Here is a 24473-nt window from a genome sequence, read left to right as displayed (position 1 = left end):
AGCCCTTTGCTGAAGTCGATAAATTTGTCGGGTAAAATATACAAAGACAATGAAAGCAGCAACAATCAATCAGGCAGGAGAAATACCTCAATATACAGAAATCGATGAACCATCGGTTCAAAATGACCAGGAAGTTTTGGTGCAGATAAAGGCTGTGGCCGTAAAAAATCTAGACAAATCGAAAGCCAGCGGTAAGCACTATTCTTCAGAAAAAACAACAAAACCAGTTGTAGTGGGTACCGATGGCGTTGGCACCTTGCCTAATGGCCAGCGCATTTACGGTATTGGTGTTAATGGAACCATGGCAGAACAAGCCATATTTTTAAAGGATTGGACTACGGCTGTCCCTGAAAATTTAGACGATTCGGTGGCCGCAGCACTTCCCAATGCGATTATGGGATCGGCTATGGCATTGCGGTTCCGTGCTGGTTTGCAGGTCGGAGAAACGGTCTTAATCAATGGTGCAACAGGTATTACGGGTAAAATAGCCATTCAATTGGCCCGGCAATATGGTGCTGGAAAAATCATCGTAACTGGCCGAAGTGAAGAGGTACTCCAAAGCCTGCCCAACCTGGGTGCAGATGTACTGATATCTTTAAATCAAGATGATGATGCTTTTATTGAACAACTGAAAGGTATCCACGCGCTGAGCCCCATCCATGTAGTGATCGATTACCTTTGGAGTCATCCGGCAGAAATGATCCTCGCCGCCTTGAAAGGTAAAGGCACCTTCTCCCCCAAAACACGATTTGTAGCTGTAGGTGCGATGGCTGGAGACAACATCACTTTATCGTCGCAAGTACTGCGCAGCATAGACCTTCGGCTATCCGGTTCCGGTTTGGGAAGCTGGACAAAAGAAGAAGTTAAACTGCTGTTCAGTGAAATCCTTCCGGAGGCTTTCCAGCTGGCCGCAGATCAAAAGTTAAAGATGGAAGTCGCTACTGTTCAGATCCAGGACATTGAAAAGGCCTGGGATATGGAAATTGCTGAGGGGAGAAGACTTGTCGTAACCATCTAACCCGACATACAATACAGCAACGGCCTATTTAGCCAATAAACCGTCAATGCGCTTTTCAAAATCTGATTTATACCGCACATAGTATTCGCCGGTACCCGGGCCGTAAAAAGAAGTATTGATCTCATTGACCACACCATTTTTGTCCAGGATGATGCTGGTAGGAAAAACTTTGATCTCTGACAATTGAGGCAAAGTTTTTTCTGTACGTTTCGGATCACCAACGGCCACACCGGTATTTAGTATGGGGTATTGCACCTTAAACTGTTGCTGGAATTTTTGGAGGCTTTTTTTAGACCTGGCTTCATCTGTACTCAGCTCATAAGCCAGCGCAATCACTTCCACACCACGATCCTTATTTTTACGATAATATTCACTTAAAAAAGCCATTTCATCCATACAGTTTGGACACCAGGATCCCATCAACTGGATCACCACCACTTTATTTCTATACCGCTCACTCTGCAGGGAAACGGTATTTCCATTTAAATCTTTAAAACTAAAATCCAGCTTACCGTCACTTCCTGCTTTCACTGTAGTTACCGGGGCATCCAGTTTTACATTCGCATCTTTTATGGCAATCCAGGGCTCCGGAACAGAAGCGCTACTGTAAAAATGGCCTTCCAGCTGTGCATTACTTATTTTAGCAGTAAATAACAAAGCATGAATCCCATCAAAAGTTGACAGCAGCAGAGAGTCTCCTTTAACAATGCCGTCCAGATAACGATAATCACCGGCAGGCGTCAGCACAGAACCGCGAACGGACTGCCCGTTTTGGATAAATTCACCTATTGCAGGTCTTTTCGTTTGGTTGGCCCGGGTAAATTCAATTTTCCATTTGCCCTGTACCTGTGGCAAGGTACCGGTCTTTGTGGATTCGAACCTGCTTTTGCCAGCCACAGCTACGAAGGGAATCACCAGGTCTTTCTCTGAACCTCCCTTAATCCATACCCCATTCCAACTATCCTGATTAACCACCTTCACCCGAAAGTAAGATTCAAAGACTGGCATCCGGATCAATAGAGAATCCTTAAACTTTACAATCTGCTCAGTTTTCATGCGTTCTGTCCCATTTACAATGTAACATTCAAGTTTTCCACTCTGCCGCTTCAGCTCCAGTTCAAACGGAATCTGGTAACCATCCGGGCGTTGCAATGTTGCACGCCATTTTCCCTGTTTTAAATCAGTTTGGGCCACAGCATATAAGGAGGTAAGTATGCTTATTCCCAGAAATACATATTTCTTTATCATGTTGATCTGAATTAATGAACAATATACCATTACAAAACACCGATATGCGCATCAGGAAACAAATCGGTTTTGAATAGCAAATTGTCAATGGTACAAAAATACAAAAGACTACTTAATTAGTAGTCTTTTGTATTGTCATTTATTTCAAACATCACATCAAACGATTGGAGCAATCGGCTGTGGTTTAAAAATCAAATTTAACCCTGGCGCGGATTCCCCAGCTGGACACATTCGGATTGTTCAGGTAACTGAACCTTTTCACTGCATCTACCCTTAATATTTTAAAGATATTACCCACACCAACACTACCTTCCATGTAAGGTTCGCGGTTTAAAGCATACGTGATCGGCACACCATCTGCATTGCGTACAAATTGCATGGCCTCGTTGTTGACTGCAGGATTATTCTCATTCCTTAAACCACCATACAGTACTTTAAAGGAAGCCACTTCACGCAACTTCAGCTGTTTCAGCAAAGGAATTTTGTTGAAGAAGAAACCATTAAAATTCTGATCAATGTTAAGGCTGGCATAGTGATCACTCACAAACTCCATAAAATTCATCAGGTTATAGGACTGTAACTGGTAAGCATAAGTCTGGTTAGCCCTGTGGATAGACAACAATGGAAAAGGTATTTTTCCAAAATTATAGCCTCCTTCAACGGTGACATCGCTATAACCAAACTGCGATAAATAGAAACGCTTGTCTATACTCCCCATCAGGTTATGGTAATTGTAGTCCCCACCCAAAACGCCCTTAATTCCGGCAGTATAACGCAGGTTAAAAATTGGATAGCGGTCTACAAATGGGGTGCGGTAAACTTTACCCTGGTAAAATTTCTCGTGCGGGGCATACCGTAAGCCTAATGAAACCTCCGAGGTATTGATTTGATTGATCCGGTCAAAAGGACTGGAACTGTTACCGCGACTAAAATACAATGATCCGCCCGGACTCTGATTCCATTTGCGCAGGCCAATGGTATAAGAAAAATGATTTTCGTACTCGTGAATGTAATCAATCTTGTAAAAATCATTGTACAGCATCATGTTGTTCTCCCCTCTTTTAAAGGAAAGCAGAAAGTTATCTTCCTGTACAAACTGCAGCTCCTGACCAGGAATTTTGGTATCGCGCTGAAAACTTGCACGTATATAGTTCTGAGGGAAGGCATAAATCGATTTGTTGTTCAATGAGTAGGTCGCACTTAAAAAGTACTTCCACTTCTGATCATCAAAACCGTAAGCGCCATAAGTTTCAAAATAATAACGTTTACTCAAACTAGGTGTTGTACGTCCCCCAAGTCGCAAGCGAAAACCTTCTACACTATTAAAACTGTAAAATGTATTTACCGGGCCCATTTCAAATGGCCCAAAGTCTTTATAACCGGCAAAAAACAAGGTTACAATGTCCATTGTGCGTTTAAAAGAAGGGATATGCTGTAAAGTATCCAGGTTATGGTAAACCGAAGCATTGGTATTGCTCAACGTTTCGGGACGGTTGCTGGCCCAAAATTGTTCCGACTTGGTTTCTGCTCCTGCAGCCACCAAAACCTGTCCCGCACCACGGTAAGTCGTATCCGGTCGTTCCTGGTTAATTTTATACTCCTTATAGTTAACCGTACGTTCACCGGTAAAACCCATTCCCCCGTTTTTCAACAATCCAAAATCAACAAGCAGGTTACTTTTGCTCAAATGGTAACGCTTGTCCGGATTTTGTTCAAAATCAAGCTTGGCTTCCAAAGCCCGCACAAAGTTCAGATTGATGTTTTTATTGACTGTTAAATAAGCATTTTGAACGGCATAATTCCCATCCATGGTGATGTACAGCTTACCCTCAAACAACAGGTCGGTATTGTTCCTTGGCATGAAAGAAAGCTCGATCAGCTTCGGATTGTGATTGACAATGGTATCGGTAATGAAATATTTGTAAAAGGTAGGGCCGCCATCTGCAATCGGACTTAACAATTGGTTACTGACCACAGAAACGTTGTTGTCGTAAATGTCAATGTCCTGGTACATCCGGTCAAAATAGGCCGTTAAGCCTTGATTGTCAATGAAACGCTCATCAAAATTAACGCGCTTGTCTGCAATCACCACAGTCTTCAGCTTCTCCGGACTCTTTTTAAAATAATTGTCCGACAGCTTTTCCTGTTGAAATACCGGCAATAAAGTCTTTCCACCTATTTTTGAAGAGTCCTGTTCCTGGAATAAGAACTGGTAATTACGGAACATGCGCTTGTTCTTGAATTTATCCGACAGGTTACTCATCGAGAACAACATCCTTTCATATTTCTGGTATTCCACAAAATTATAGGCATCCATGCGGTTTTTTGCCTTGTTGGCAATCACCTGGCGGATCAGTTCTACAGCCGGGTTCTCTTTGTTCCTGTATTTTTGGCGCTTACCTGCAGAGATGACCACTTCGTTCATCAGTGTAGCCTCAGGTTGCATCATGACATTTACAGTTTGGGCAATACCTGGCTTAATTGCTTTAACCTGGGTTTTATAACCTACATAACTAAAGCGGATGCTCTCGTAATTGCCTGATACCGTGATTGTGTATTTACCATCAGCATCGGTTCTTCCCGCTTTTTGGGTACCGGTGATGATGAAAGATACATATGGCAAAGTCTCTTTTGTAGCTGCATCCTTTACCAATCCGCTGATTGTGGTTTGCTGCGCAAAACCAGACAAGCTGAATAGGAAAAGAGCTACAAGTGTAGAGAAAAATGATTTATTGAATTGGTGACGATTCACAACATTTAATTTATCGCTTAAAACTTATTAAGCCCAGCAAAGTTAATACTCAACTTTTGAATTTTATACTAAAAAAGTCAGGTTAAAGCTTAACACTAAATGTTATGACATCAAAATGAAAAATGAAAGCCTTAAATAAGAGCTTCAGGAAATTACAGACTTAAAAAACGGCCAATTGCAGCTTGAACATGGTCATTCTTTTTATGCTCACCCCGGTTCAATTGTATCGCCCGGATCGTTACCCCATTCCTTTCCAATAGCAGTTCTTCATAAAAACCTTTGTAATACACATCTTTGACTTCGAACCGCCGGCTGTTCCAGGTGCTTTTCAACTCCACCCATTCCGGATAAAATACGGCATGTGCAGTTTTCACCTCAACACCCAGCTTTAAGGCATCTTCAGCAGACAGTACCACGGCATTTCCCAGCAGTTGTGCAGTATACACATGATCAGGATTATTGTAAACAGTTACAGGTCTGCCACGCTGCAACAGCTGACCATCTTTTAAAATCAGCAGTTCATCTGCAAGGAACAAGCCATCTGCAGGGTCATGTGATACCATAACCACGGTCACACCGGTTTCTGCGGCGACCCGTTTAATGTCTGCCCGCAATTGGTTCTTGAGCAGGGCATCCACCTGGCTAAAAGGCTCATCAAGTAACAAAACTGAAGTATCGCTGACCATCGCCTTTGCAATGGCTACCCTTTGCTGTTCGCCCCCACTCAGTTGGGTGATCTTTTTGTCCTTCAAATGTTCAATGTGCAAGTGCTGCATCATTTCCATCGTTTTCTGGTGTTTGGACTGCACATTGGTGTTGGAAAGCATAGACGCAATGTTGTCATAAACCTTCGCGTAGATGTTCAATGAAAAATCCTGGGTAACCATTTTCATCTCTTTGTGGCCGGGGATCAACTGCTCGTCTGGCCCCAGCACCCGTTTTCCAAAAAAACTAACTGTTCCTTCATCTACCTTTAGCAGACCATAAATAGACTTCAGCAAGGTAGATTTACCACTTCCGCTTTCGCCAAGTATGGCCACAATGTTTCCCTTAAGGATGTCAAAGCTGATATCGGAAATACCCGAGGCCTGTGCTGTCTGATGTTGTTTGGTTAGGTTTTTAACGCTGATGATTGGTTCTTCCACAAAGGCAAATATAAAACAAAATGGGCTTAATTCAGCCCAAATGTTAAACCGAAGGACATATTGGTCAGGCCTTTTTGCGGTGCACTGGCAAACATATCATTGAAGTAAACCTTGGTAAACAAACCAATTCCACCATATCCCATACGGAAGGTACCACCATACCTGAAAGCCTGGAAACGGTAATCGTCTTTAAACTTCTGCTTTCCACGCTCCTCGCTGATCTGTTTGATTTTGCCGTTTAAAAGAAATCCAATTTCAGGACCAACTACAAAGTAAAAACGCTTGTCATTCTCATTTTTGCTGGTTCTGAACTCAAAGTTCAAAGGCATGTGTACATAGCTGCTTGAAAAACGGTTTTTAGAAAAATGTACATCATCCTCCACATAAGTCAACTCTGGCTTATCGCGTTGAATGGTGATGTCCTTACGCAAACGGATGTGTGTCCAGTCGAAACCACCGGCCACATAAATTTTAAAATGCTGGTTGAAACGGTATCCCATTTGTACGATGTCAAAAGAGAATGTACTGGTTTTTCCGCCTTTATAATCCAGAAAATCATTTTGCGGAGATAGCGTAAAGCTGTTGTTATCCACCAATCTGCTGAAGCCTAAATCCACACGCGTTATGGTAATCCCACCAATAAACCGTCCCTGTTTTCCTTCAGCAGCGCGAACGCTATCCTTTTTTTCATGCTCAGCACCACCTAAATTCAGTGTGGCCTTAAAAACCTTTCTTTTCTTCACTACAGCAGTGGTGGTATCCAATGTAGTAGTTACCTGAGCGATTGCAGGCGTCAAAGCAAATGTTAGTGCGCTACCTATAAGCGCTTTAAATAGTAAACTTCTCATATTCATAGTTTATTTGTGTCGTTTTGCATTCAATCTGATAAATCCGATGTTGATACCAATCAATGAAGAGTTATCCTCATCAGAGCTAAATTTTAAAAACTTCTGTTCCCGCTTGTCTACCTTATCCACTACATAATTGACCAGGTCCCCAAAGTTCCGGATTCCTTTATGTTCTGGTTCTTCAGTTTCAGCAGTTACATTTTGATCAGGTACCTCAGTCGCATCCACTTTGGCCATGACCACATCCTGCCCGGCATAAGGGTCAGGTCCCATCGCTTGCCTTACTTCAGGGACAAGGGCTACCTTTTTAAGATCATGACGAGCCAAAGCTTCTTTTGGTTGCATGGCCTTAAAATCTTTTTCCATGTCTACCTCATTTACGCGTGGAGCAATGACCAGTGGCGTACTGTTGTCTCCATTTGTAATGGCTGCATCCTGAGTTGAAGCGGCTTGTTCCACAACAACAGGTGCAACACGGGTATCTTGGACAGCCATCGGGGCGCCCTGAAGTTTAATTTTTTCCTGACCAGGTACGAACAACAGTACAGACAAGAGTACCACCGCAACTGCAGCGGCAACCATCCAGTATATGGGAAGCTGACGTTTAACCACCGGTTCCTTTAAATCCTTAGCCAGGTTGTTCCATAAATCTGCCGATGGCTGTATTTCAGCATGATCCAACGCATCTTTAAACAATTGGTCGAATGCTTTATCCTGCATATGTTGCATAGTTTATGCCCTCCATTTTAATAATTTCTGCTTTTAATATCGCTCTTGCCCTGGACAACTGTGATTTGCTCGCACCTTCCGAGATTCCCAGTTCAGCAGCTATTTCCTGATGAGAATAGCCTTCAATGGCATACATGTTAAATACAATGCGATAGCCATCGGCCAGCTTTTGTATCAGTTTCATTAAATCCTGTATGCCCAATCTATTCAAATCAAAGCCTGTTGAAGCGGGTTCCTGTGTATCTTCAATAGACAATACGTTCATCTGCCGCAAATTTTTACGATAAGATTCAATAGCTGTATTGACCATGATTTTTCTCATCCAACCTTCAAAATTGCCATCCCCGCGATATTCCCCAATCTTTTGAAAAACCTTCATATAACCCAGTTGTAAACAATCTTCTGCCTCCATCGTATCTTTTGCATAACGCATGCAAACAGCCAGCATCTTCGCCGCTGTTTGCCGGTATAGCGCTTCCTGCATCTTCCGCTTACCGGCTTTGCATCCTGCTAATAAGTCCTCAATTCTATATTGCGTCAATTCCATTTGTGTGTTTGGTAACTAGATGACGATGGGTTTAAACAAAAGGTTGCATGGCCGGTTAAAAAAATAATCAAATAAAAATAGCCCCTTTTCAGGAGCTATCATTGAATTCTTTGATACAATTTCTTTAGCAATTGTTCTTTTTGCGGTAATACTTATACCACTTCACCCCCATCATGATGACCACAGAAAACACAATCAGCCCAACCAAACCATACACCCAGTTTACTGCACTTTTTAACACCACAGTAAACACAATAGCGACCAGCAGTACAGTTGCCACCTCATTCCATAAACGAAGCTTAAATGAGCTGATTTTGGATTCACCGCGTTTCAGCTGTTTCATGATTTTCTGACAGATGAAATGGTAAACCAGTAACAAGGCCACAAAGCCCAGTTTGACCTGGAACCAGGGCATATCCAGATACCAGGGCCGGATGCAAACCATGCCAATCCCGGCAAGTACGGTAAGTACCATGGCCGGGGTAGTAATGATATTCCAAAGCTTGGCTTCTATTTTTTCGTATTCTTTCTGTAAAATGCTTCGTTCCGGCTCAGGCCTGTCTTTGGCCTCGGTATGGTAAATGAACAAACGCACACTATAAAACAATCCTGCCATCCAACTCACCACAAAGATGATGTGAACAGACATGATGTATAAATAGTATTCTTCCATGTCTAGCCTTAGTACTTAAAGTCCTTAATTACCTCAATGGCGTACTTTACATTGTCAAATGGAATATCAGGCATAATACCATGCCCCAAATTACAGATGAACCCATTTTGTCCGCGCATGCGCTCAAACAAGCGAAGGATTTCTTTTTTGATCACATGTTGCTCTGCATATAAAATATGTGGATCCAGGTTACCTTGTACTGCAATACCAGCAGGCAAACTGTTTTTAATATTCAATAAATCGGCATTCCAGTCTACCGAAATCACATCTGGCTTAGCTTCAGCCATAATCGGTGCAAAAACCGAGCTGCCTTTACAGAAAGAAATTACAGGAATATCTTTACGGTTTAAGTTGGCAATGATCTCCTGGATGTAACGGTGGGAGAATTCCTGGTAATCGTTCCAGGACAAAGCCAAAGCCCAGCTGTCAAAGATCTGAACGGCATTTACTCCAGCAGCAATTTGTAAGTTCAGGTAATCCGCTGTTACTTTTGCAATTTTAGCCAATAATTTGTGTGCAACTTCCGGTTGGTTGTGCATCAGCAATTTGGTCAGTTTAAAATCTTTAGAAGAACCACCCTCAACCAGGTAACTCATCACCGTAAAAGGGGCACCAGCAAAACCGATCAAAGGAATGCTTCCATTTAAACGTTGCTGAATCACTTTAATGGCATCAGCCACATATTGCAGGCGGTCTAAAACATCAACCTCCAATGCGTCAACATCTTTCAGTGTCCGTACAGGATTCGCAAATTTAGGTCCTACACCCTGGGTAAAACTCAAATCGCCCCCCATCGCTTCTCCGGTCACCAAAATATCAGAGAATAAAATTGCGGCATCAATACCCAGCAAATCAACTGGTAACATCGTTACATCTGCAGCAATTTCAGGTGTTTTACACATTTCCAAAAAGGAGTATTTGTTTTTAATCTCCCAGTACTCTGGCATAAAACGACCTGCCTGGCGCATCATCCATACCGGTGGGCGCTCTGTTTGCTTCGAAAATGCGGCATCTAAAAATAACGTGTTCATCTAAATCTTTCTGTTTTTATAAGCTGTTAACTTCTTTTTCTATTTTACTAATTATATCCTGTGCTTTTGCAGTGACGGCCAGTTCTTTGGCTTTCTCTACATAAGCCTTGCTCCGCGCTTTGTCTTTCCGGCGCAATGCCAGATTGGCAAGGTGGATCAATACAAAAGCTTTATCGTTTTTACCACCCAGTGGAAAGCGGCTGGCGATTTGAAAATGGGTTTCCGCCGCAGCATAATCTTCGCTTTTCAGGGCAATGTTACCCTGCATAAACTCATAATAGCCGCGTCTGTTTCTTGCCAATCTGTCAGCATTGGGCACCTCGCTCAATAAACGTCGCGCCCGCTCATAGTCGCCATTCTTAAAATACTTGGAGGCCAGCAATATGGAGCTGTGTTTAAAATGGCTCCACAAAACGAATGCAAGCAAAAAGCCGGCTATTGCAGCCAGCTGATACTGTTGATAATACAGGCATACTAACCCGGCGATGGCAAAAACAGCCATCAGGGCATACCTACCTTTGGCGTTATACATTAATGAATATCTGTGAATTTATAACCTACGCCACGGATGGAATGAAAATAAACCGGATTTTTCTGATCTGGCTCAAAATATTTACGGAAGGTTAAAATGAAGTTATCAATGGTACGGGTAGAAGGATAAACATCATAATTCCATACCGTTTCCAGAATTTGCTCACGCGATACTGCTTCGTTCTTGCGTTCGATCAGTAATTTGAGCAGCATGGTCTCTTTTTTGGTCAGCGGTACAATGACACCATCATCCTGTTTCAATTCAAAAGAGTTGAAATAAATGGTTTTATCCCCTATTTTATAAGAATTGATTTCTTTCAGGTCATCTGCTTTCATGCTGCGTTTCACCAAAATACCTACTCTTAAAATCAGCTCTTCCAGGTTAAATGGTTTCACTAAATAATCGTCAGCACCTTTTTTAAGGCCCATTACACGGTCTTCACTCGTATTTTTAGCGGTTAAGAAAAGGATTGGAACTTCTGTATTTTCAAGTCTGATCGTCTCACAAACCTGGAAACCATCCATTTCAGGAAGCATGACATCCAGAATGATCAGGTTAAAACGCTCCTCTTTAAAAACTTTTAAAGCGGTTTTACCATCTTTAACGGCGTGAACTTTATAACCTTCAAGCTCAAGGTTAAGTTTTATGGCATCTAATAAATGGTCTTCATCTTCAACCAGCAATATTCTTAATTTCTGTTGCATAATCAACTAAATGTTATTTCAAAAATAGCACCTTGCGGTACGTTATCTCTAACGCTGATATCAGCGTCGTGGCTTTGTAATACTTCCTTAACAATAAACAGGCCTAAACCAGTTCCTTTTGATTTTCTGACATTCTCATCACCAACACGATAAAATTTATCGAAAATCAGCATCTTTTCACCATCAGGAATTCCGGGTCCTTTGTCAGAAACCCTAAGGAAAGGATGCCCGTCTTTTTGCGTCAGTTCAACAGAAACATCGGCACATGGACCAGAATATTTGACCGCATTCTCAACCAGATTGGTCACCACAGAAGAAAGTGCAAACTGATCGCCCATTACTTTAATGCCCGGTTTAATCACAGGTGTGATCATCTGCTCGCAGCCACAAGAATGCACCTGCAGGCGGTCGGTGATTTTAGTAACGAGTTCAGAAAAGTCAAATTCCTCCTTAGGAAACGAATAGGAGCGGTTTTCGATCTTGGTAGCCAACAACATATTCTCTACCAGATCGTCTAAACGTTCAATATCTTTCAGTGAATTGCTCAACAGGGAAGTTTGTCTGGCCTTATCCAAATCTCTTTTGACAATGGTTTGGATAGATAACTTAATGGCAGCTAAAGGCGACTTGAGCTCATGGGTTACCGACAATAAGAAGTTTTGCTGTTGCTCGCGCAGGCGCTCTTCTTTTTTGATGGACTGATGCAAAAAATAAGCACCGATACAAAGTAAAAATAAAAAAACCGATCCTTCGCCCATCACCATTGCCATTCTGGCAGGTTCCAGTTTCACAACCAATGAGCCCCATGAGATCAACTGTACCAAAGCGTACAGCAACATGAAATAAAATATAACGATCGATTTCTTCAAGATTATCTATTTTACCTTTATAAATATACCTATTTATTACTTATTTCTGAAAACGATATCCAAACTATCAAAAATAGCACGTTTGGCTTTTTCAAGTTCTATTTTGGTATGTGCTGCAGAAACAAATCCTACTTCATAACCAGAGGGACCTAAATAAATACCCCTGTTCAACAACTCGCGGTGCAGTACTTTGAATTTCTCCATGCTGGCAGGATCAATGTCCGCTGCGCACTGGATTTTATCTTTATCGGTGAAGGCCATCCAGAAAATGGAGCCCACATGAAATACTTTTAACTTGTAATTTCTGGCTGTGGCAAAACGCTGGATACTTTCGGCAAACTCACTGGCCTTATTGTTCAGGTCTTTGTAAAAACCGGAACGCAACAGTTCTGTGAGTTGTGCAATACCAGCAGCCATTGCTACCGGGTTGCCCGACAGTGTACCAGCCTGGTACACGCCACCATCAGGAGAAATATGTCCCATAATTTCAGCAGAAGCACCATACATACCTACAGGTAAGCCGCCACCAATAATTTTACCGTAAGTAACAATATCAGGTTTTACACCATAATGCGCTGCTGCACCTTCAAAGCCCAACCTGAAACCCGTAATCACCTCATCAAAAATCAGCAGGGCTTTATTTTCTTTACAAATGTTTTGTAAAAACTCAATATAAGCAGCATCCTGCATCAATAAACCATTGTTTGCAGGAATGCCCTCAATAATAACCGCAGCTACCTCGTCTTTAAATTGTTCAAAAGCCAACTTTAAGGCTTCAGTATCGTTTAACGGCAATACAATGGTTTCCTGTGCAAAAGCTTTCGGAATACCTGCTGAAGACGTTTCACCAAAGGTCACCAGGCCAGAGCCTGCTTTAACCAATAACGAATCGGTGTGCCCATGATAGCAGCCTTCAAATTTGATGATCTTGTCCCGTCCGGTAAAACCACGTGCCAGCCGGATCGCCGACATCACCGCTTCTGTACCAGAACTTGTAAAACGTATTTTTTCTACAAATTTATTGTTCTTAATGATCAGCTCAGCCAGTTCATTTTCCAATGCTGTCGGTGCGCCGAAGCTCATGCCCGACTGCATCACTTCAGTAACTTTTTCCCTTACTTTAGGATGGTTGTGTCCTAAGATCAGAGGTCCCCAGCTGCCGCAAAAATCTATAAATTGATTTCCATCTGCATCCCATACAAAACAGCCATCGCCCTTTTGAATAAAAAGAGGCGTACCATAAACAGACTTAAAAGCCCTTACAGGAGAGTTTACACCACCTGGAAAATAGTTCTTCGCCTTTTCGTATAGTTCTGCCGATTTTTCTCTTGAAATATCTGGTTTGCTACCTGTGTTAACCGGCATGTCACCTTCATTTCCTGAGAACATTTTTTTTAAAGATTCTAACATTTCAAATATAAAATTATATAAAAGTCACTTATATCCATTTCTGTTCTACCATATCACGGATGTGATATGTGGTAATAATGCTGGCTCCGGCACGTGCAAAAGCATGCATGGTCTCCATCACTACCTTTTGCTCGTCAATCCAGCCCCTTTGCGCAGCGGCCTTAACCATGGAATACTCTCCCGATACATTGTAACAGGCAATGGGAAGATCCGTATGCTGTTTCAGGTTGTGCATCACATCCAGGTAAGCCAGGGCAGGTTTCACCATCAACACATCAGCACCTTCACTTTCGTCCAGCAAGGCTTCTCTCAATGCTTCATTGCCATTTCTGAAATCCATTTGATAAGCTTTTCTGTCGCCCTTACTTGGTGCGCAATCTGCAGCTTCTCTAAAAGGACCATAATAAGCCGAAGCAAATTTAGTAGCGTGCGACATGATTGCTGTATTGACATAACCAGCACCATCCAATACACTACGCATCGCAGCAATTCTACCGTCCATCATATCCGAAGGCGCAAGCATGTCTGCACCAGCTTCGGCATGGGCCAATCCCATTTTTGCAATCACTTCTACTGTAGCATCGTTTTGCACATAGTCATCTTTCAAAATACCGCAGTGACCGTGTGTCGTATAAGAACAAACGCAAACATCGGTAACCACGTATAAGTCGTCGCCAAAATTCTTTTTCAGCAAACGTACCGCAGAAGGCACCAGCGAATGGTCGTGATAAGCAGAAGCTGCATCTTCACGCTTCTCATCCCCAACACCAAAAAGCATAATTTTGTTTACGCCCAGTTTTAAACCTTGTTCTACGTCCCTAACCAGGGTATCTTCAGAAAAATGACTGATGCCAGGCATCGCCTCCAGCGGATGGATCACATCCTTACCCGGCACAATAAAATACGGGTAAATAAACATGTCTTTAGCTAACCGGGTTTCGGCTATCATCTCTCTCACAATTGGATTTTTCCTTAATCTACGCGGACGGTGTACCATATCTCTAGTTCTTTAATCTTTGCTCTTTATACATCTATACCGAAAACAGCTTCGGCCAGACCAATCTCATCGGGCGCATAAGGCAAAATATACTTCAACCCCATCTCGTCAAATTTCTTAGCTGTAGAATTGCCAATGGCAATTACCTGCTGGCCCGGGTCCAGGAGGTTGTCTACAAAATAGGCATCCACATTTGACGGACTGGTAAAGATCAGCACCTCTGCGTAAGTCTGGTCAATATCATCTTCCATCACCGTTTCATAAATTGGCAAGTCAATCACTCTGGTATCCGGCTTCAATGCTTTTTGTATGGTTAACAGGGAATCCTGAGCTCTCGGAAATAATACCGTCTGCCCGGCAACCTGTTCCGCAAACAACGCGGCTACATCTTCAATATCGCCACCTTCGCCAACATAATCGGCTAAATGACCGGCACGTCTCAGGGAGTCTTCAGATCCGCGACCAGCTACACCAAACTTCACATGTTTAGGCAATACCGGTTTCAGGTTAAAGAAATAATCTACCCCGTTCCTGCTGCTGAAAAAGATCCAGTCAATGTGTTTCAAATAAAAAGGATCCAGTACATTCACAATTGGAAAAGTACGGATCAGCGACCTGCCATCAATTTCTATCTGATGTTTTTCAAGCGCCTTTCTTAAATAATTATGCTCGCCAACTTCCCTTGAAATAAAAACTTTGGCAGGAAACTTTCTTTCGGCACTAAATTTAGCCACAATCTTTTCAGCCATGCCGTCCAGACTTTCCACCCGGTAAAACAAGCGGTCGGGAAAGTCCTCATCGGTCTCTGCTTTAGAAGTCCAGATTTCAAACAGGCCATTTTCTTTTTTGCAATAGCAGCCTAAAGGCATGTGGCAACCCCCTTCAAACAAATTCAACACCTTACGTTCCACGCCAATTTCGGCAGCGGTATCTGCATGGTGAATTTTTTGGAGCACTTCAAACAGTTCGGTATCATTTTCACGAATCTGGATGGCCAAAGCGCCTTGTGCAGGGGCCGGCACCAGTTCTGTGGTATCCACCACTTCTACATGAAATTCTGAAAGATCGATATTCAAGCGGTTCACGCCTGCCTTGGCAATCATGATGGCATCGTAATCCTCATCCCTTAATTTCTGGATGCGGGTAGGTACGTTACCTCTTAAATCTTCTATATTTAAATCCGGACGCAGGGCCAGCAATTGTGCTTTACGTCTGTTGGAAGAAGTGCCAACCATAGCCCCGTTTTTAAGAGACAGTTTTTTGCTGATGTCTACACAATCTTTTAAGATCAGCAGCAATTCAGATGGATCTTCGCGTTCCGTAACGGCTGCGATTGTCAGTCCGGCCGGATGTACCGTTGGTAAATCTTTATGAGAGTGTACAGCGATGTCAATGGTACCACCTAAAAGTTCTTCTTCCAGTTCTTTGGTAAAAAAACCTTTACCTTCCAGTTTATCTAAGCGCAGGTTTAATATCTTATCGCCCTGGGTTTTGATAATCTTCAATTCGGCTTCTACACCAATACCGGCCAGTGTATCCTTAATAAAATTAGCCTGCCATAAAGCCAGATCACTGCCTCTTGTACCTATAATAAGTCTTTTCACGTTTTTGATGGTATTTTTTTCGGTAAATTTAGCTATTCTTTACCAATATCTCCTTTGCCATAACCATTGGAACACTGATGTATTTTTTTTCCATGTAATCCATCACTCTTTCCAATACCAATCTGGAGTTTTCATCCATATTGTTGATCTCTTCAGCAAAAATACCATTGATAGCGGTATGCTTAATTTCCTTAATTTTTTGCGGAACGCAACTCATGGCGATTTCTATTTTACGCTGACGCAAAACCAGGCCAAAATCTTTGATGTTTTCTTCAATGATGTGCTCGGCATTCACCAGCTCATCATAACGTTCCTGAATATTTTTACGGGCAACTTCTTTCAATGATTCGACTTCAATGTAATACACCGGGAAGTTATTGATCACTTCTGCAGCGGTATCATTTGGAATCGCCAGGTCAAGGATGACTTTTTTAGTTGTATCTCCGTTTAGTAGTTTCTTATAAATTTCTTCGGTAATGATCGGCTCTGTTGATCCGGTACAGGTGATAATGACATCAAATCCCTGATTGTAATTTTCAAGTTCGGATAAGGGATATGCCGTTCCGTGAAGTTCTTTGGCCAAAGCCTCCGCATTCTCCAGCGTCCTGTTAAACACAGAAAAATTAGAATATTTGTGTTTCTTCAGGTATTGCGCCAGGTTCTTATTGGTTTCGCCAGCCCCAATGATGAGCAAACGTGAATTTGCACACATTTTTAAATCGCGCAATTTGCGGTAAGCCAGGGAAACAACCGATACCGGATTTTTAGAAATGTTGGTATGCGTATAAACCTCTTTGGCTGTTTTAACTACCCGGTTCATGATCATCCGCATATAGTCGCCGGTAAAACCAGCAACGCGACAAGACTCATAGGCTTTGCGCATCTGCGCCAGGATCTCTTTCTCACCCACTACCAGACTCTCCAATGAGCAGGAAGTGCGCAGCAAATGATTGAAAGCATCCAGCTGTTCATAAGCAGATACATTTTCAATGAACTGCTCCATGTAATGCTGGGGCAACCCCATGTCAAGTACAGTTAAGAAACGAAGGATGAAAGCTTTGCTTAAATGATCCGGCGAAGTGAATACAAATTCAACGCGGTTACAGGTACTCATGTAGAATATTTCTTTAACACCTAACTCCGATTGAAGATTCTTCAATCTATCGTCTAATGTATGCTCACATATCACCAATTTACCCAATGCTTTTAGGTCGATTTGTTTATGCGTGAAAGCAATGATCTTTAAATATTCCAAAATGTATTACCTCTTTGTTTTTAGCGAAACAAAAGTAACAACACAACCTTGTTCCACTGTCATTATGCTGTAATTAAGAGCTATTTAGAAAGATTTTAAATAAAGACCTCCCTTTAAACATCTAAACTAATTTTTTGTTATATTGATCTAAAACCTTTGCGGACTACCTTTATGATACAAACAGAGCCCTTTGAACTTACCGGATCGGATGAAAAACCCATCTTTGGCGATATCACTTATGACGATTTAAACACAGATCCAGACAACATAATTTTTATTCACGGCTTTAAAGGCTTCAAAGATTGGGGTGCACATCACTTAAGCGCTGCTTTTTTTGCCAGTCGGGGTTACCGGTTCATTAAATTTAACCTTTCCCACAGCGGAGTAACAGCAAAAAATCCGAATGACGTAACAGATTTAAATGCGTTTGCAGAAAATACGGTCAGCAAGGAAATGTTCGACCTGGAACAGGTGATTAGCGATGTGGCGCAAAAGTATCCGGACACAAAGATCAACCTGATCGGGCACAGCCGTGGCGGTGGTCTGGCCATCCTGCAAGCCGCAGCAGACAAACGCATTCAGCACCTCATAACCTGGTCGGCCATAGCCGATTTTTCAAGTCTGTGGAAAAAAGAGCAGGAAGCAGAATGGATGACTACAGGCAAAATCTATGTAGAAAACGCCCGCACAAAAGAGAAGATGCCTTTAAACAGCACTTTACTGGAGGATTTCAATCAGCACAAATCAGCGTACAACATCCTTAAAGCTGCTGAAAAAGTGAAATCCCCATGGTTAATTCTCCATGGGGATGACGATGTCAATGTTAAATTTAGTGTGGCGCAGCAATTGGCTCAACACCAGATCAAAGCTAAAATTCAAAAAATTGCAGGTGCAAATCACGTGTATGGCGCTTCACATCCTTATACTTCAACTAAACTTCCAGCACATTTGGAACAGGTATTGGAGAAGAGCCTGGCTTTTTTGCAATAGCATCGGCCTCTTTTTTCTTCACCATTTTACTAACCTGGTAGACAAAAATACCGCAGATCAGGATCAGCACCGCAACTACAAAACCCAGGGTATTGTAATGTTCCAGCGGACTGGTCTTTGTCTTCTGGCTTACAATCAGTCCGGCACAAACTGCGCCTAAACCGCCCGCCATTTGTTGCAGAGAGGAATTGACACTCATAAAAGCACCACGATCCTTCATATCCGGAATACTCATGGTTAAAGTCGTTGCCGGAATCATGCGGCTCATGATGCCCGCAAAAAGAACCGTGTTGACAAGCACCACCTGCCATACCGGGATCGGGGTCAGATTGGTGTACACCACACTCATCACAACCGCCAGAACCGAACCTGCAGCAAAGAGCTTAAACTTATCTACACGGTCGCTCAGCTTGCCAATTAAGGGCATGACGATGATTGTACCCAATCCGGTAAACATGAATATCATCGGCAATTGTGCTTGTGTAATGTTGATGTTGTTGATGAGGTAAGCGCTGCTGAAAGGCATTAGCATAAAACCACCCACACTTAAAAATGCCGTGGCTAAAAAGCCAATCTGGTAAGATTTATTAGAAACGGCATGCCATAAGTGTAAAAAAGCACTTTTATCCGATTGTATAGCCAGGTGCTTGTCAATGGGTTTCAGCTTAAAAATGATCGTCAAAGCAATCAGTACAGCCAATCCCACAATCATCAGGAATGTAGAATGCCAGCCCCAGAGATTAGCCAGGTACAGGCCCACCGGAATTCCTAATATCTGGCTGGCGGCGAAAGTCATCTGTATAAAACCCATCACGCGGCCACGCTGATGAACTTCAAATAAATCTGTCGTGATGGTCATCGAAATTGCGCCGATCACACCGCCAAACAGACCGGTTACGATACGCGCGCCCAGGAGCATCTCGTAAGAAGTAGAAAGCGCACAGCAAAGTGTCCCTAAAATAAAGCCACTGTAAAAAAACAGCAACAGCTTTTTGCGGTCAAATTTATCTGCAAATCCGGCAGCCAGGATACCAGAGGCACCCGCACTAAAGGCATAAGAAGAAACCACCAGGCCAAAGCCTGTAGGTGCAATAGCCAAAGATTTCATTAAATAATCACCCAAGGGCGCCAGGATCATAAAATCCAGCACAATGGTGAACTGGAGCAAAGCGAGCAATGCAATGACCAGTTTCTGGTAACCGGTAAAAGGTGCTGCTATCATTGGTGTTGTTTGTTGCATTGTTTGTCTGATTAAATGTATTAAGTGAGTACCTCACACAGGTACCCGTTTTCCGAAATGAATGCGATCACTTCAGTCGTCTGGAGCGTAGGCGATACAATGCGCAATACGCAATCAATATCCTGCAGATCTACGGTCCACTGTTCAATTTGCCGTGCTTGCATAACCCCGGCAATAAAGTGCTTATCTGCTTCTGTTTTGATGGTTGTTTTAAAAAGCAGGATGTGTTCAAAATTCATTTCCATCGCAGTAATTGTTAATTGTAAAATAATAAAACCGGACTTATTTACTAAGCCCTTTAAGTACCAGATCAAATGCCTTCCAAAGCACTTCATCTGTCAAAACGAATGGTTTTCCACTCAGGCTACGCCCTTCATTGTGGAAACGGATCAGGCTGTAGAGCGGACCAAAAGCTACACTCCAGTAAGACTCTAAAGGCAAGGGATCAATCTCACCCCTTTTCACCGCATTCTCCATAAATTTGCCAAGGGGTACTTTAAAAGTATCGCCGAAAACCTCGAAAACCTTTTCCTGATAAGTAGAACTGCGCAACTGCTCGATCATCTGGACCGACACCGGATTGTCCAGCATGCACTTCGACCGGTTTTTCCACTGCTGACGCAACCCTTCAGCAAAAGAACATTCCGGATCAAAATCCTCCAGCATCACATTACTCATCCGCGTGACCTCTTCCATCCCTATTTTCAAAATCAAATCGTCTTTGTCCTGATAATAGATATAAAGCGTAGCTACAGAAATCTTGCATGCCTTAGCCAGTTTATTCATCGTAAACCCTTCAAATCCCAGTTCTACCAATAACTCAATAGCCTTCTGCTTAACCAGTTCAACTTTATTTACATCCCTAACACGCATATCGTTTTATTTAGTACAACAAATATAAATGAATATTCATTCATTTATATAATAAATAAAAAAAAAGGGGTATCAAATGAATGATACCCCTTTTACACCAGATGAAAACTGTCAATTGATCAGTCCATTCTTGTCCGCAGTAAACTTACTGTCAATCATAGCCACCATTTCATTAAAATGAGCCTTGGTCAGGGCGTTCAGGCCCGGCTTTTTAGCCGCTTTAACAAAAAGTTCACGTTGTTTCCTAAGCTCTGCTTTAAACAATCCTTTCAGGTCGGTCGCCGTAAATTTATAAGTCGACAAACCAAAACTGGTGTTCATCTCATTGGGTATAAAAGTTTGCTCCAATAATCTGTATACATATACCTTTTGTAAATTTCTACGGTAGTAATCCACATTCGTTCCGTTATGTGCTTCCCTTAAAATTCCAGCATTCAAATCGTTAAAAAGATCACTAATGGTATAGGTTTTAACACCAGACCCGTTGTGTTCATTTCCCCACAATTTCATAATCCGATTGCGCATCACCAGCGCATTGATTGCTCCTTTCTGCAAATTGTTAAGCTCCGCATCAAAGTTCAGATCCAGTTTCTGAGCTAAATCTTTGTTGTTTAACCACATTGGCGTATTAAACAACTCGTCATTCACAAACTTCACTGCCCTTTTTTGTTTATCATAACCTACAGGCTCATAAATCGGCCCTGGCTCTCCATTAACCTTAACAGTATGATAAATACCACCGATGTTTTTGATCACATGTCCCAGATAAAGCTGGTATTGTTCCCAAACACCAACATAACCAGCCTGTAATTTACTTTGGTCTGCATCCGGAACAGTCAGCCATTGCCCAACCTGCGGTATGATCCGCTTTAAGTTCTTAATCCCATAAGTACTGGCCTTAACTGCATCATCACCCAGATCTTCATTTTGTGATCTTGGGTCAAACGGCTCCATCTCATTGCCAAACCACAAACGTTTGTTGCTCCTGATAGAATCTGTAGCCATTTTTACCAGCACTTTTTGCTCGTCCTGCGGACTGGCAAATTCAGGATGCCAGGTGTACGCCCATTTGATGGCCCATTTATCATAATCGCCAATCCTTGGGAACAATCCTTTCTCGCTGATGTTGTCTTCCGGTTGGGCAACGTAGTTAAACCTTGCGTAATCCATGATAGACGGCGTATGTCCGTGTGCCTCTACCCAGGCTTTATCTCTTAGTTTCTCAACCGGAACGGTAGAACTTGAACCAAAGTTATGCATCAATCCTAAAGTATGGCCTACCTCATGAGAGGATACAAAACGAATCAGGTTACCCATCAGCTCATCGTCAAAAGTCGCTTTTCTTCCTCTTGGATCTACGGCCCCGGTCTGCATCATGTACCACCGCTGCAAAACCGACATCACGTTATGGTACCAGAAAATATGGCTTTCAATAATCTCACCACTGCGCGGATCAACCGTGCTTGGCCCCATGGCGTTCGCAACTGCCGAAGGCCTGTAAATAATCGCCGAATGTCTTGCGTCATCAATACTCCAGGTACTGTCCTGTTCCCTGGTTGGCGCTTCCTTCGCAACAATCGCATTTTTGAAACCTGCGGCTTCAAAAGCTTTCTGCCAGTCGTTCACCCCCTGAATTAAATATGGAACCCATTTTTTTGGCGTAACCGGATCTATGTAAAATACAATCTGCTTCGCAGGCTCCACCAGTTCACCCCGTTTGTACTTTTCAACATCTTCCGGTTTAGGTTCCAGTTTCCACCTGCTGACATAAGTTGTCGTTTTTACACCTTGCGGATCTGCGTCAAAATCCCTGAATGAAGTCGAAAAATAACCGATGCGTGAATCTTGTAAACGTGGTTTCATGGGATTTTCATCCAATAAGACCATGGATGAGTTCAGCTCAATCGTATAACTTGAACTGCTCGGATTTAAACCTGCACTATAAGTCTTAACCGCTCTTATTTCCACATTTTTAGGATAAGCATGGACATAATCAATATAGCTTTTGTCATTTTGCTGCGCCCCCATACCGGCCCTGTCTTTAAACACCTTACGTTCAAAGTAAAGAATATCATTGTCGCTGTTCAGAAAATCAGTCACCTCTACCACTGTGGCAGAAGAATCTTTAGTCAGTGCAAGCATAGGAAATACCGCTGCAATGGCTTGTATATTGTTTTTCCTGACACCTGCAAACATCGTTGTGGTGCTGTCCTTACTGTATTCAGAAAAAGAAATCCTTCTTAAAAAGATCTTTTTATCGCGACCTTTTTCAAAGCGGTATACCGTTTCGCCAATCTGGTCTCCGGCATAACCGTTAGCGCCGTTACGCATATCAGCAGAAGCTTTGGACACCCGGTTTACAAAAAGAATTTCCCGGTTTAAAATGGCATTGGGAATTTCAAAATAGTATTTATTTTCTTTCTGATGAACGGTGATGAAGCCCTTTTGTGTTTTGGTTGTTTTGGTGATGATCTCTGCGTAAGGTTTCAATGCCGTAGCCTTTTTCAGACTATCGGCCGTTTTCTTTGCGGGATCAACAGCCACAACTTTCGGCGCAGGTACTTTTTTCTTGTGAAAAATAGCGCATCCGGATACGAAGGTACCCAGACTGAGCGCACAATAAAATAATAGTGATTTTTGTTTAAACATTGTATGTTATTTTGGTTTGTTTGTTGTAATCCTCTCTTATCCGATGATTCCGAGAATATTTTCGTTTTCAATGATCATCATGCCATGCCGGTCGCTGCTGATTCCTTCTTGAGCCCGATAGCTGTATACCGGTATTTTACCCTGCATTTCAGTTGGCATATAGGTAAATACAACATTACTGCAGCGTTGACCCAGCGCCTCCCCAACTTCCACTATATGTGTCGAAATGATGAAGAAGCAATTGCGATATTCAGCAAACAATTCAGAAACGGCCAATGTGGCATCATAGGCATCCTTAACATTGGTGCCTTTAAACAGTTCATCAAAAATGAGGTATAGATTTTTCGGGGTACTGATTTCTTCCGCGATCTTTTTGACCCGAAGAACCTCGGCATAAAAATGGCTGTACCCCATATTGATGTCATCAGGAACATTTATAGAAGTATACATTCCTTCCTTCACCGAAAAGCTCATGGACTTCGCCGGTACGGGAAAGCCCATGTGGGCCAGATAAAGGCTAATCCCAAACGATTTCATAAAGGTAGATTTGCCTGCCATATTTGCTCCGGTCAGAAATATGACGTTCTTACCTGCATCCATCGATACAGAATTGGGAACAGCCCGCTCCAGGCAAGGATGAAAACCTTGTTCTATATGCAGAAAATCCAGCTCGGAAGGTAGCGCTTTCGCGTATGTAAATGCGTTCGCTTTGGACACCGATGCGACAGCCGTAAACAGATCGATCCGATGGATCAGCTTCAACACCATTTCCAGTTCCGCCCGCAGCGCCGAGCGCAGCAGATAGTCGTATCGAACAGACTGCAGGAAAGATAAACGTGTCGTACCAGCGGCCAGGGATAGCCATTCCAATTTCGTGCTTTTAAACACGTCATCCACCTGCTTCAGTTCAGCTGAAAAAGGACTTTGCCCATCTTCTTTTAATCTATGGGCTACAAATTCCCGGATGGCATACAGGATTTTAATACTAGCGTGAAGACCATCCAGCACCAAATCATACTCTACCTTTAAACCCATGAGCAATAAGATTTTACGCCGTCCTCCCTGGGCAACTGCGCCCAACAGACTTGAAGCGGATGAACCACTCAGATAATGCTCAGTTTGCTGCAATAATGTCAGGTCAAAAGCAAAGGCGATCTCCTTTTTCTGGAAATAACCGATGAGTGCACTGCGCGCATTGATTTGTTCAAAATCAGTCAGGGGTTGCTGAAAAAACTGTTCCAGTAAACGTTCTCCGCCTGCCGTTCTGGTCTCATTGAAAAGATTGAAAACCGATTTATTCCTGTATTTGCCCAATACATTTAAATCGTCCAATGTTTGTTTATCCGTTATAAATGACAT

22 protein-coding genes are annotated in these 24473 nt (G+C 42.6%); 2 read left to right on the top strand and 20 right to left on the bottom strand.

Going from position 1 to position 24473, the window contains the following annotated elements; translation table 11 throughout:
* Positions 1-49: 49 nt before the first annotated feature.
* A complete protein-coding gene (locus IM797_RS24275) occupies positions 50-1018 on the top strand; it encodes a zinc-binding alcohol dehydrogenase family protein (RefSeq protein WP_194129806.1) in 969 nt (322 codons plus the stop codon).
* 24 nt (positions 1019-1042) lie between these two features.
* Here IM797_RS24275 and IM797_RS24270 read toward each other — a convergent pair whose 3' ends face one another.
* From IM797_RS24270 to hemA, 15 genes are all read right to left on the bottom strand, one after another.
* A complete protein-coding gene (locus IM797_RS24270) occupies positions 1043-2266 on the bottom strand; it encodes a peroxiredoxin (protein ID WP_194129805.1) in 1224 nt (407 codons plus the stop codon).
* A 184-nt stretch (positions 2267-2450) separates the two neighbouring features.
* Complete coding sequence (locus IM797_RS24265) at positions 2451-5018, bottom strand: DUF5686 and carboxypeptidase-like regulatory domain-containing protein (RefSeq protein WP_194129804.1); 2568 nt, start codon at positions 5016-5018, stop codon at positions 2451-2453.
* 152 nt (positions 5019-5170) lie between these two features.
* Complete coding sequence (locus tag IM797_RS24260) at positions 5171-6163, bottom strand: ABC transporter ATP-binding protein (RefSeq protein WP_194129803.1); 993 nt, start codon at positions 6161-6163, stop codon at positions 5171-5173.
* A 26-nt stretch (positions 6164-6189) separates the two neighbouring features.
* Positions 6190-7011 carry an outer membrane beta-barrel protein gene (locus tag IM797_RS24255; RefSeq protein WP_194129802.1) on the bottom strand — a complete coding sequence of 274 codons (822 nt, stop codon included), beginning with the start codon at positions 7009-7011 and terminating at the stop codon, positions 6190-6192.
* Positions 7012-7020: 9 nt separating this feature from the next.
* Positions 7021-7731 (bottom strand): hypothetical protein, encoded by a 711-nt coding sequence (locus IM797_RS24250; protein WP_194129801.1) that lies wholly within the window; start codon positions 7729-7731, stop codon positions 7021-7023.
* The gene (locus tag IM797_RS24245; protein ID WP_194129800.1) at positions 7721-8287 is read right to left on the bottom strand and encodes an RNA polymerase sigma factor; all 567 of its coding nucleotides are present in this window, start codon (positions 8285-8287) and stop codon (positions 7721-7723) included. Before IM797_RS24245 ends, IM797_RS24250 begins: the two co-directional genes overlap by 11 nt.
* Positions 8288-8411: 124 nt before the next feature.
* Entirely contained in the window at positions 8412-8960 is a 549-nt protein-coding gene (gene hemJ, locus IM797_RS24240; RefSeq protein ID WP_194129799.1) for a protoporphyrinogen oxidase HemJ, read from the bottom strand.
* A gap of 8 nt (positions 8961-8968) precedes the next feature.
* The gene (gene hemE / locus IM797_RS24235; protein WP_194129798.1) at positions 8969-9991 is read right to left on the bottom strand and encodes a uroporphyrinogen decarboxylase; all 1023 of its coding nucleotides are present in this window, start codon (positions 9989-9991) and stop codon (positions 8969-8971) included.
* Between the two features lie 16 nt (positions 9992-10007).
* Entirely contained in the window at positions 10008-10523 is a 516-nt protein-coding gene (locus tag IM797_RS24230) for a hypothetical protein (protein ID WP_194129797.1), read from the bottom strand.
* Positions 10523-11227, bottom strand: coding sequence for a response regulator transcription factor (locus IM797_RS24225; protein WP_015809248.1), 705 nt, complete (start codon positions 11225-11227; stop codon positions 10523-10525). Before IM797_RS24225 ends, IM797_RS24230 begins: the two co-directional genes overlap by 1 nt.
* Before the next feature lie 2 nt (positions 11228-11229).
* Entirely contained in the window at positions 11230-12096 is an 867-nt protein-coding gene (locus IM797_RS24220) for a sensor histidine kinase KdpD (RefSeq protein ID WP_194129796.1), read from the bottom strand.
* A gap of 36 nt (positions 12097-12132) precedes the next feature.
* Positions 12133-13506, bottom strand: a complete 1374-nt coding sequence (gene hemL, locus IM797_RS24215; RefSeq protein ID WP_194129795.1) for a glutamate-1-semialdehyde 2,1-aminomutase — start codon at positions 13504-13506, stop codon at positions 12133-12135.
* 28 nt (positions 13507-13534) lie between these two features.
* Positions 13535-14503, bottom strand: coding sequence for a porphobilinogen synthase (gene hemB / locus IM797_RS24210; RefSeq protein ID WP_194129794.1), 969 nt, complete (start codon positions 14501-14503; stop codon positions 13535-13537).
* Positions 14504-14529: 26 nt separating this feature from the next.
* The gene (gene hemC / locus IM797_RS24205; protein WP_194129793.1) at positions 14530-16107 is read right to left on the bottom strand and encodes a hydroxymethylbilane synthase; all 1578 of its coding nucleotides are present in this window, start codon (positions 16105-16107) and stop codon (positions 14530-14532) included.
* Positions 16108-16135: 28 nt separating this feature from the next.
* A complete protein-coding gene (gene hemA / locus IM797_RS24200) occupies positions 16136-17362 on the bottom strand; it encodes a glutamyl-tRNA reductase (RefSeq protein ID WP_194129792.1) in 1227 nt (408 codons plus the stop codon).
* Between the two features lie 171 nt (positions 17363-17533).
* On the opposite strand from hemA, the gene IM797_RS24195 reads away from it, so the two are divergent.
* Positions 17534-18352 carry a S9 family peptidase gene (locus IM797_RS24195; protein WP_194129791.1) on the top strand — a complete coding sequence of 273 codons (819 nt, stop codon included), beginning with the start codon at positions 17534-17536 and terminating at the stop codon, positions 18350-18352.
* On the opposite strand, the gene IM797_RS24190 is transcribed toward IM797_RS24195, so the two are convergent.
* The 5 genes from IM797_RS24190 to IM797_RS24170 all read right to left on the bottom strand — a co-directional run bounded on the left by IM797_RS24190 (position 18294) and on the right by IM797_RS24170 (position 24473).
* Positions 18294-19592 carry an MFS transporter gene (locus IM797_RS24190; protein WP_194129790.1) on the bottom strand — a complete coding sequence of 433 codons (1299 nt, stop codon included), beginning with the start codon at positions 19590-19592 and terminating at the stop codon, positions 18294-18296. The genes IM797_RS24195 and IM797_RS24190 overlap by 59 nt on opposite strands.
* A gap of 20 nt (positions 19593-19612) precedes the next feature.
* Positions 19613-19837 (bottom strand): hypothetical protein, encoded by a 225-nt coding sequence (locus IM797_RS24185; protein ID WP_194129789.1) that lies wholly within the window; start codon positions 19835-19837, stop codon positions 19613-19615.
* A 37-nt stretch (positions 19838-19874) separates the two neighbouring features.
* Positions 19875-20465: a TetR/AcrR family transcriptional regulator gene (locus tag IM797_RS24180; protein WP_194129788.1), complete on the bottom strand. Its 591-nt coding sequence runs from the start codon at positions 20463-20465 to the stop codon at positions 19875-19877.
* 111 nt (positions 20466-20576) lie between these two features.
* The gene (locus tag IM797_RS24175; protein WP_194129787.1) at positions 20577-23114 is read right to left on the bottom strand and encodes a zinc-dependent metalloprotease; all 2538 of its coding nucleotides are present in this window, start codon (positions 23112-23114) and stop codon (positions 20577-20579) included.
* Between the two features lie 36 nt (positions 23115-23150).
* Positions 23151-24473: a DNA mismatch repair protein gene (locus IM797_RS24170; RefSeq protein ID WP_194129786.1), complete on the bottom strand. Its 1323-nt coding sequence runs from the start codon at positions 24471-24473 to the stop codon at positions 23151-23153.

It is taken from the genome of Pedobacter sp. MC2016-24 (assembly GCF_015223055.1).
Classification (GTDB): domain Bacteria; phylum Bacteroidota; class Bacteroidia; order Sphingobacteriales; family Sphingobacteriaceae; genus Pedobacter.
The sequence above is the reverse complement of the archived record's forward strand: the minus strand, read 5'-3'. Positions and strand labels throughout refer to the sequence as shown.

Excerpts from the sequence above, each read along its gene's own strand:
- IM797_RS24275 (WP_194129806.1), top strand. The coding sequence starts at position 50 with ATGAAAGCAGCAACAATCAATCAGGCAGGAGAAATACCTCAATATACA.
- IM797_RS24270 (WP_194129805.1), bottom strand. The coding sequence starts at position 2,266 with ATGATAAAGAAATATGTATTTCTGGGAATAAGCATACTTACCTCCTTA.
- IM797_RS24255 (WP_194129802.1), bottom strand. The coding sequence starts at position 7,011 with ATGAGAAGTTTACTATTTAAAGCGCTTATAGGTAGCGCACTAACATTT.
- IM797_RS24250 (WP_194129801.1), bottom strand. The coding sequence starts at position 7,731 with ATGCAGGATAAAGCATTCGACCAATTGTTTAAAGATGCGTTGGATCAT.
- IM797_RS24245 (WP_194129800.1), bottom strand. The coding sequence starts at position 8,287 with ATGGAATTGACGCAATATAGAATTGAGGACTTATTAGCAGGATGCAAA.
- hemJ (WP_194129799.1), bottom strand. The coding sequence starts at position 8,960 with ATGGAAGAATACTATTTATACATCATGTCTGTTCACATCATCTTTGTG.
- hemE (WP_194129798.1), bottom strand. The coding sequence starts at position 9,991 with ATGAACACGTTATTTTTAGATGCCGCATTTTCGAAGCAAACAGAGCGC.
- IM797_RS24230 (WP_194129797.1), bottom strand. The coding sequence starts at position 10,523 with ATGTATAACGCCAAAGGTAGGTATGCCCTGATGGCTGTTTTTGCCATC.
- IM797_RS24225 (WP_015809248.1), bottom strand. The coding sequence starts at position 11,227 with ATGCAACAGAAATTAAGAATATTGCTGGTTGAAGATGAAGACCATTTA.
- hemL (WP_194129795.1), bottom strand. The coding sequence starts at position 13,506 with ATGTTAGAATCTTTAAAAAAAATGTTCTCAGGAAATGAAGGTGACATG.
- hemB (WP_194129794.1), bottom strand. The coding sequence starts at position 14,503 with ATGGTACACCGTCCGCGTAGATTAAGGAAAAATCCAATTGTGAGAGAG.
- IM797_RS24195 (WP_194129791.1), top strand. The coding sequence starts at position 17,534 with ATGATACAAACAGAGCCCTTTGAACTTACCGGATCGGATGAAAAACCC.
- IM797_RS24190 (WP_194129790.1), bottom strand. The coding sequence starts at position 19,592 with ATGCAACAAACAACACCAATGATAGCAGCACCTTTTACCGGTTACCAG.
- IM797_RS24185 (WP_194129789.1), bottom strand. The coding sequence starts at position 19,837 with ATGGAAATGAATTTTGAACACATCCTGCTTTTTAAAACAACCATCAAA.
- IM797_RS24180 (WP_194129788.1), bottom strand. The coding sequence starts at position 20,465 with ATGCGTGTTAGGGATGTAAATAAAGTTGAACTGGTTAAGCAGAAGGCT.
- IM797_RS24175 (WP_194129787.1), bottom strand. The coding sequence starts at position 23,114 with ATGTTTAAACAAAAATCACTATTATTTTATTGTGCGCTCAGTCTGGGT.
- IM797_RS24170 (WP_194129786.1), bottom strand. The coding sequence starts at position 24,473 with ATGTCATTTATAACGGATAAACAAACATTGGACGATTTAAATGTATTG.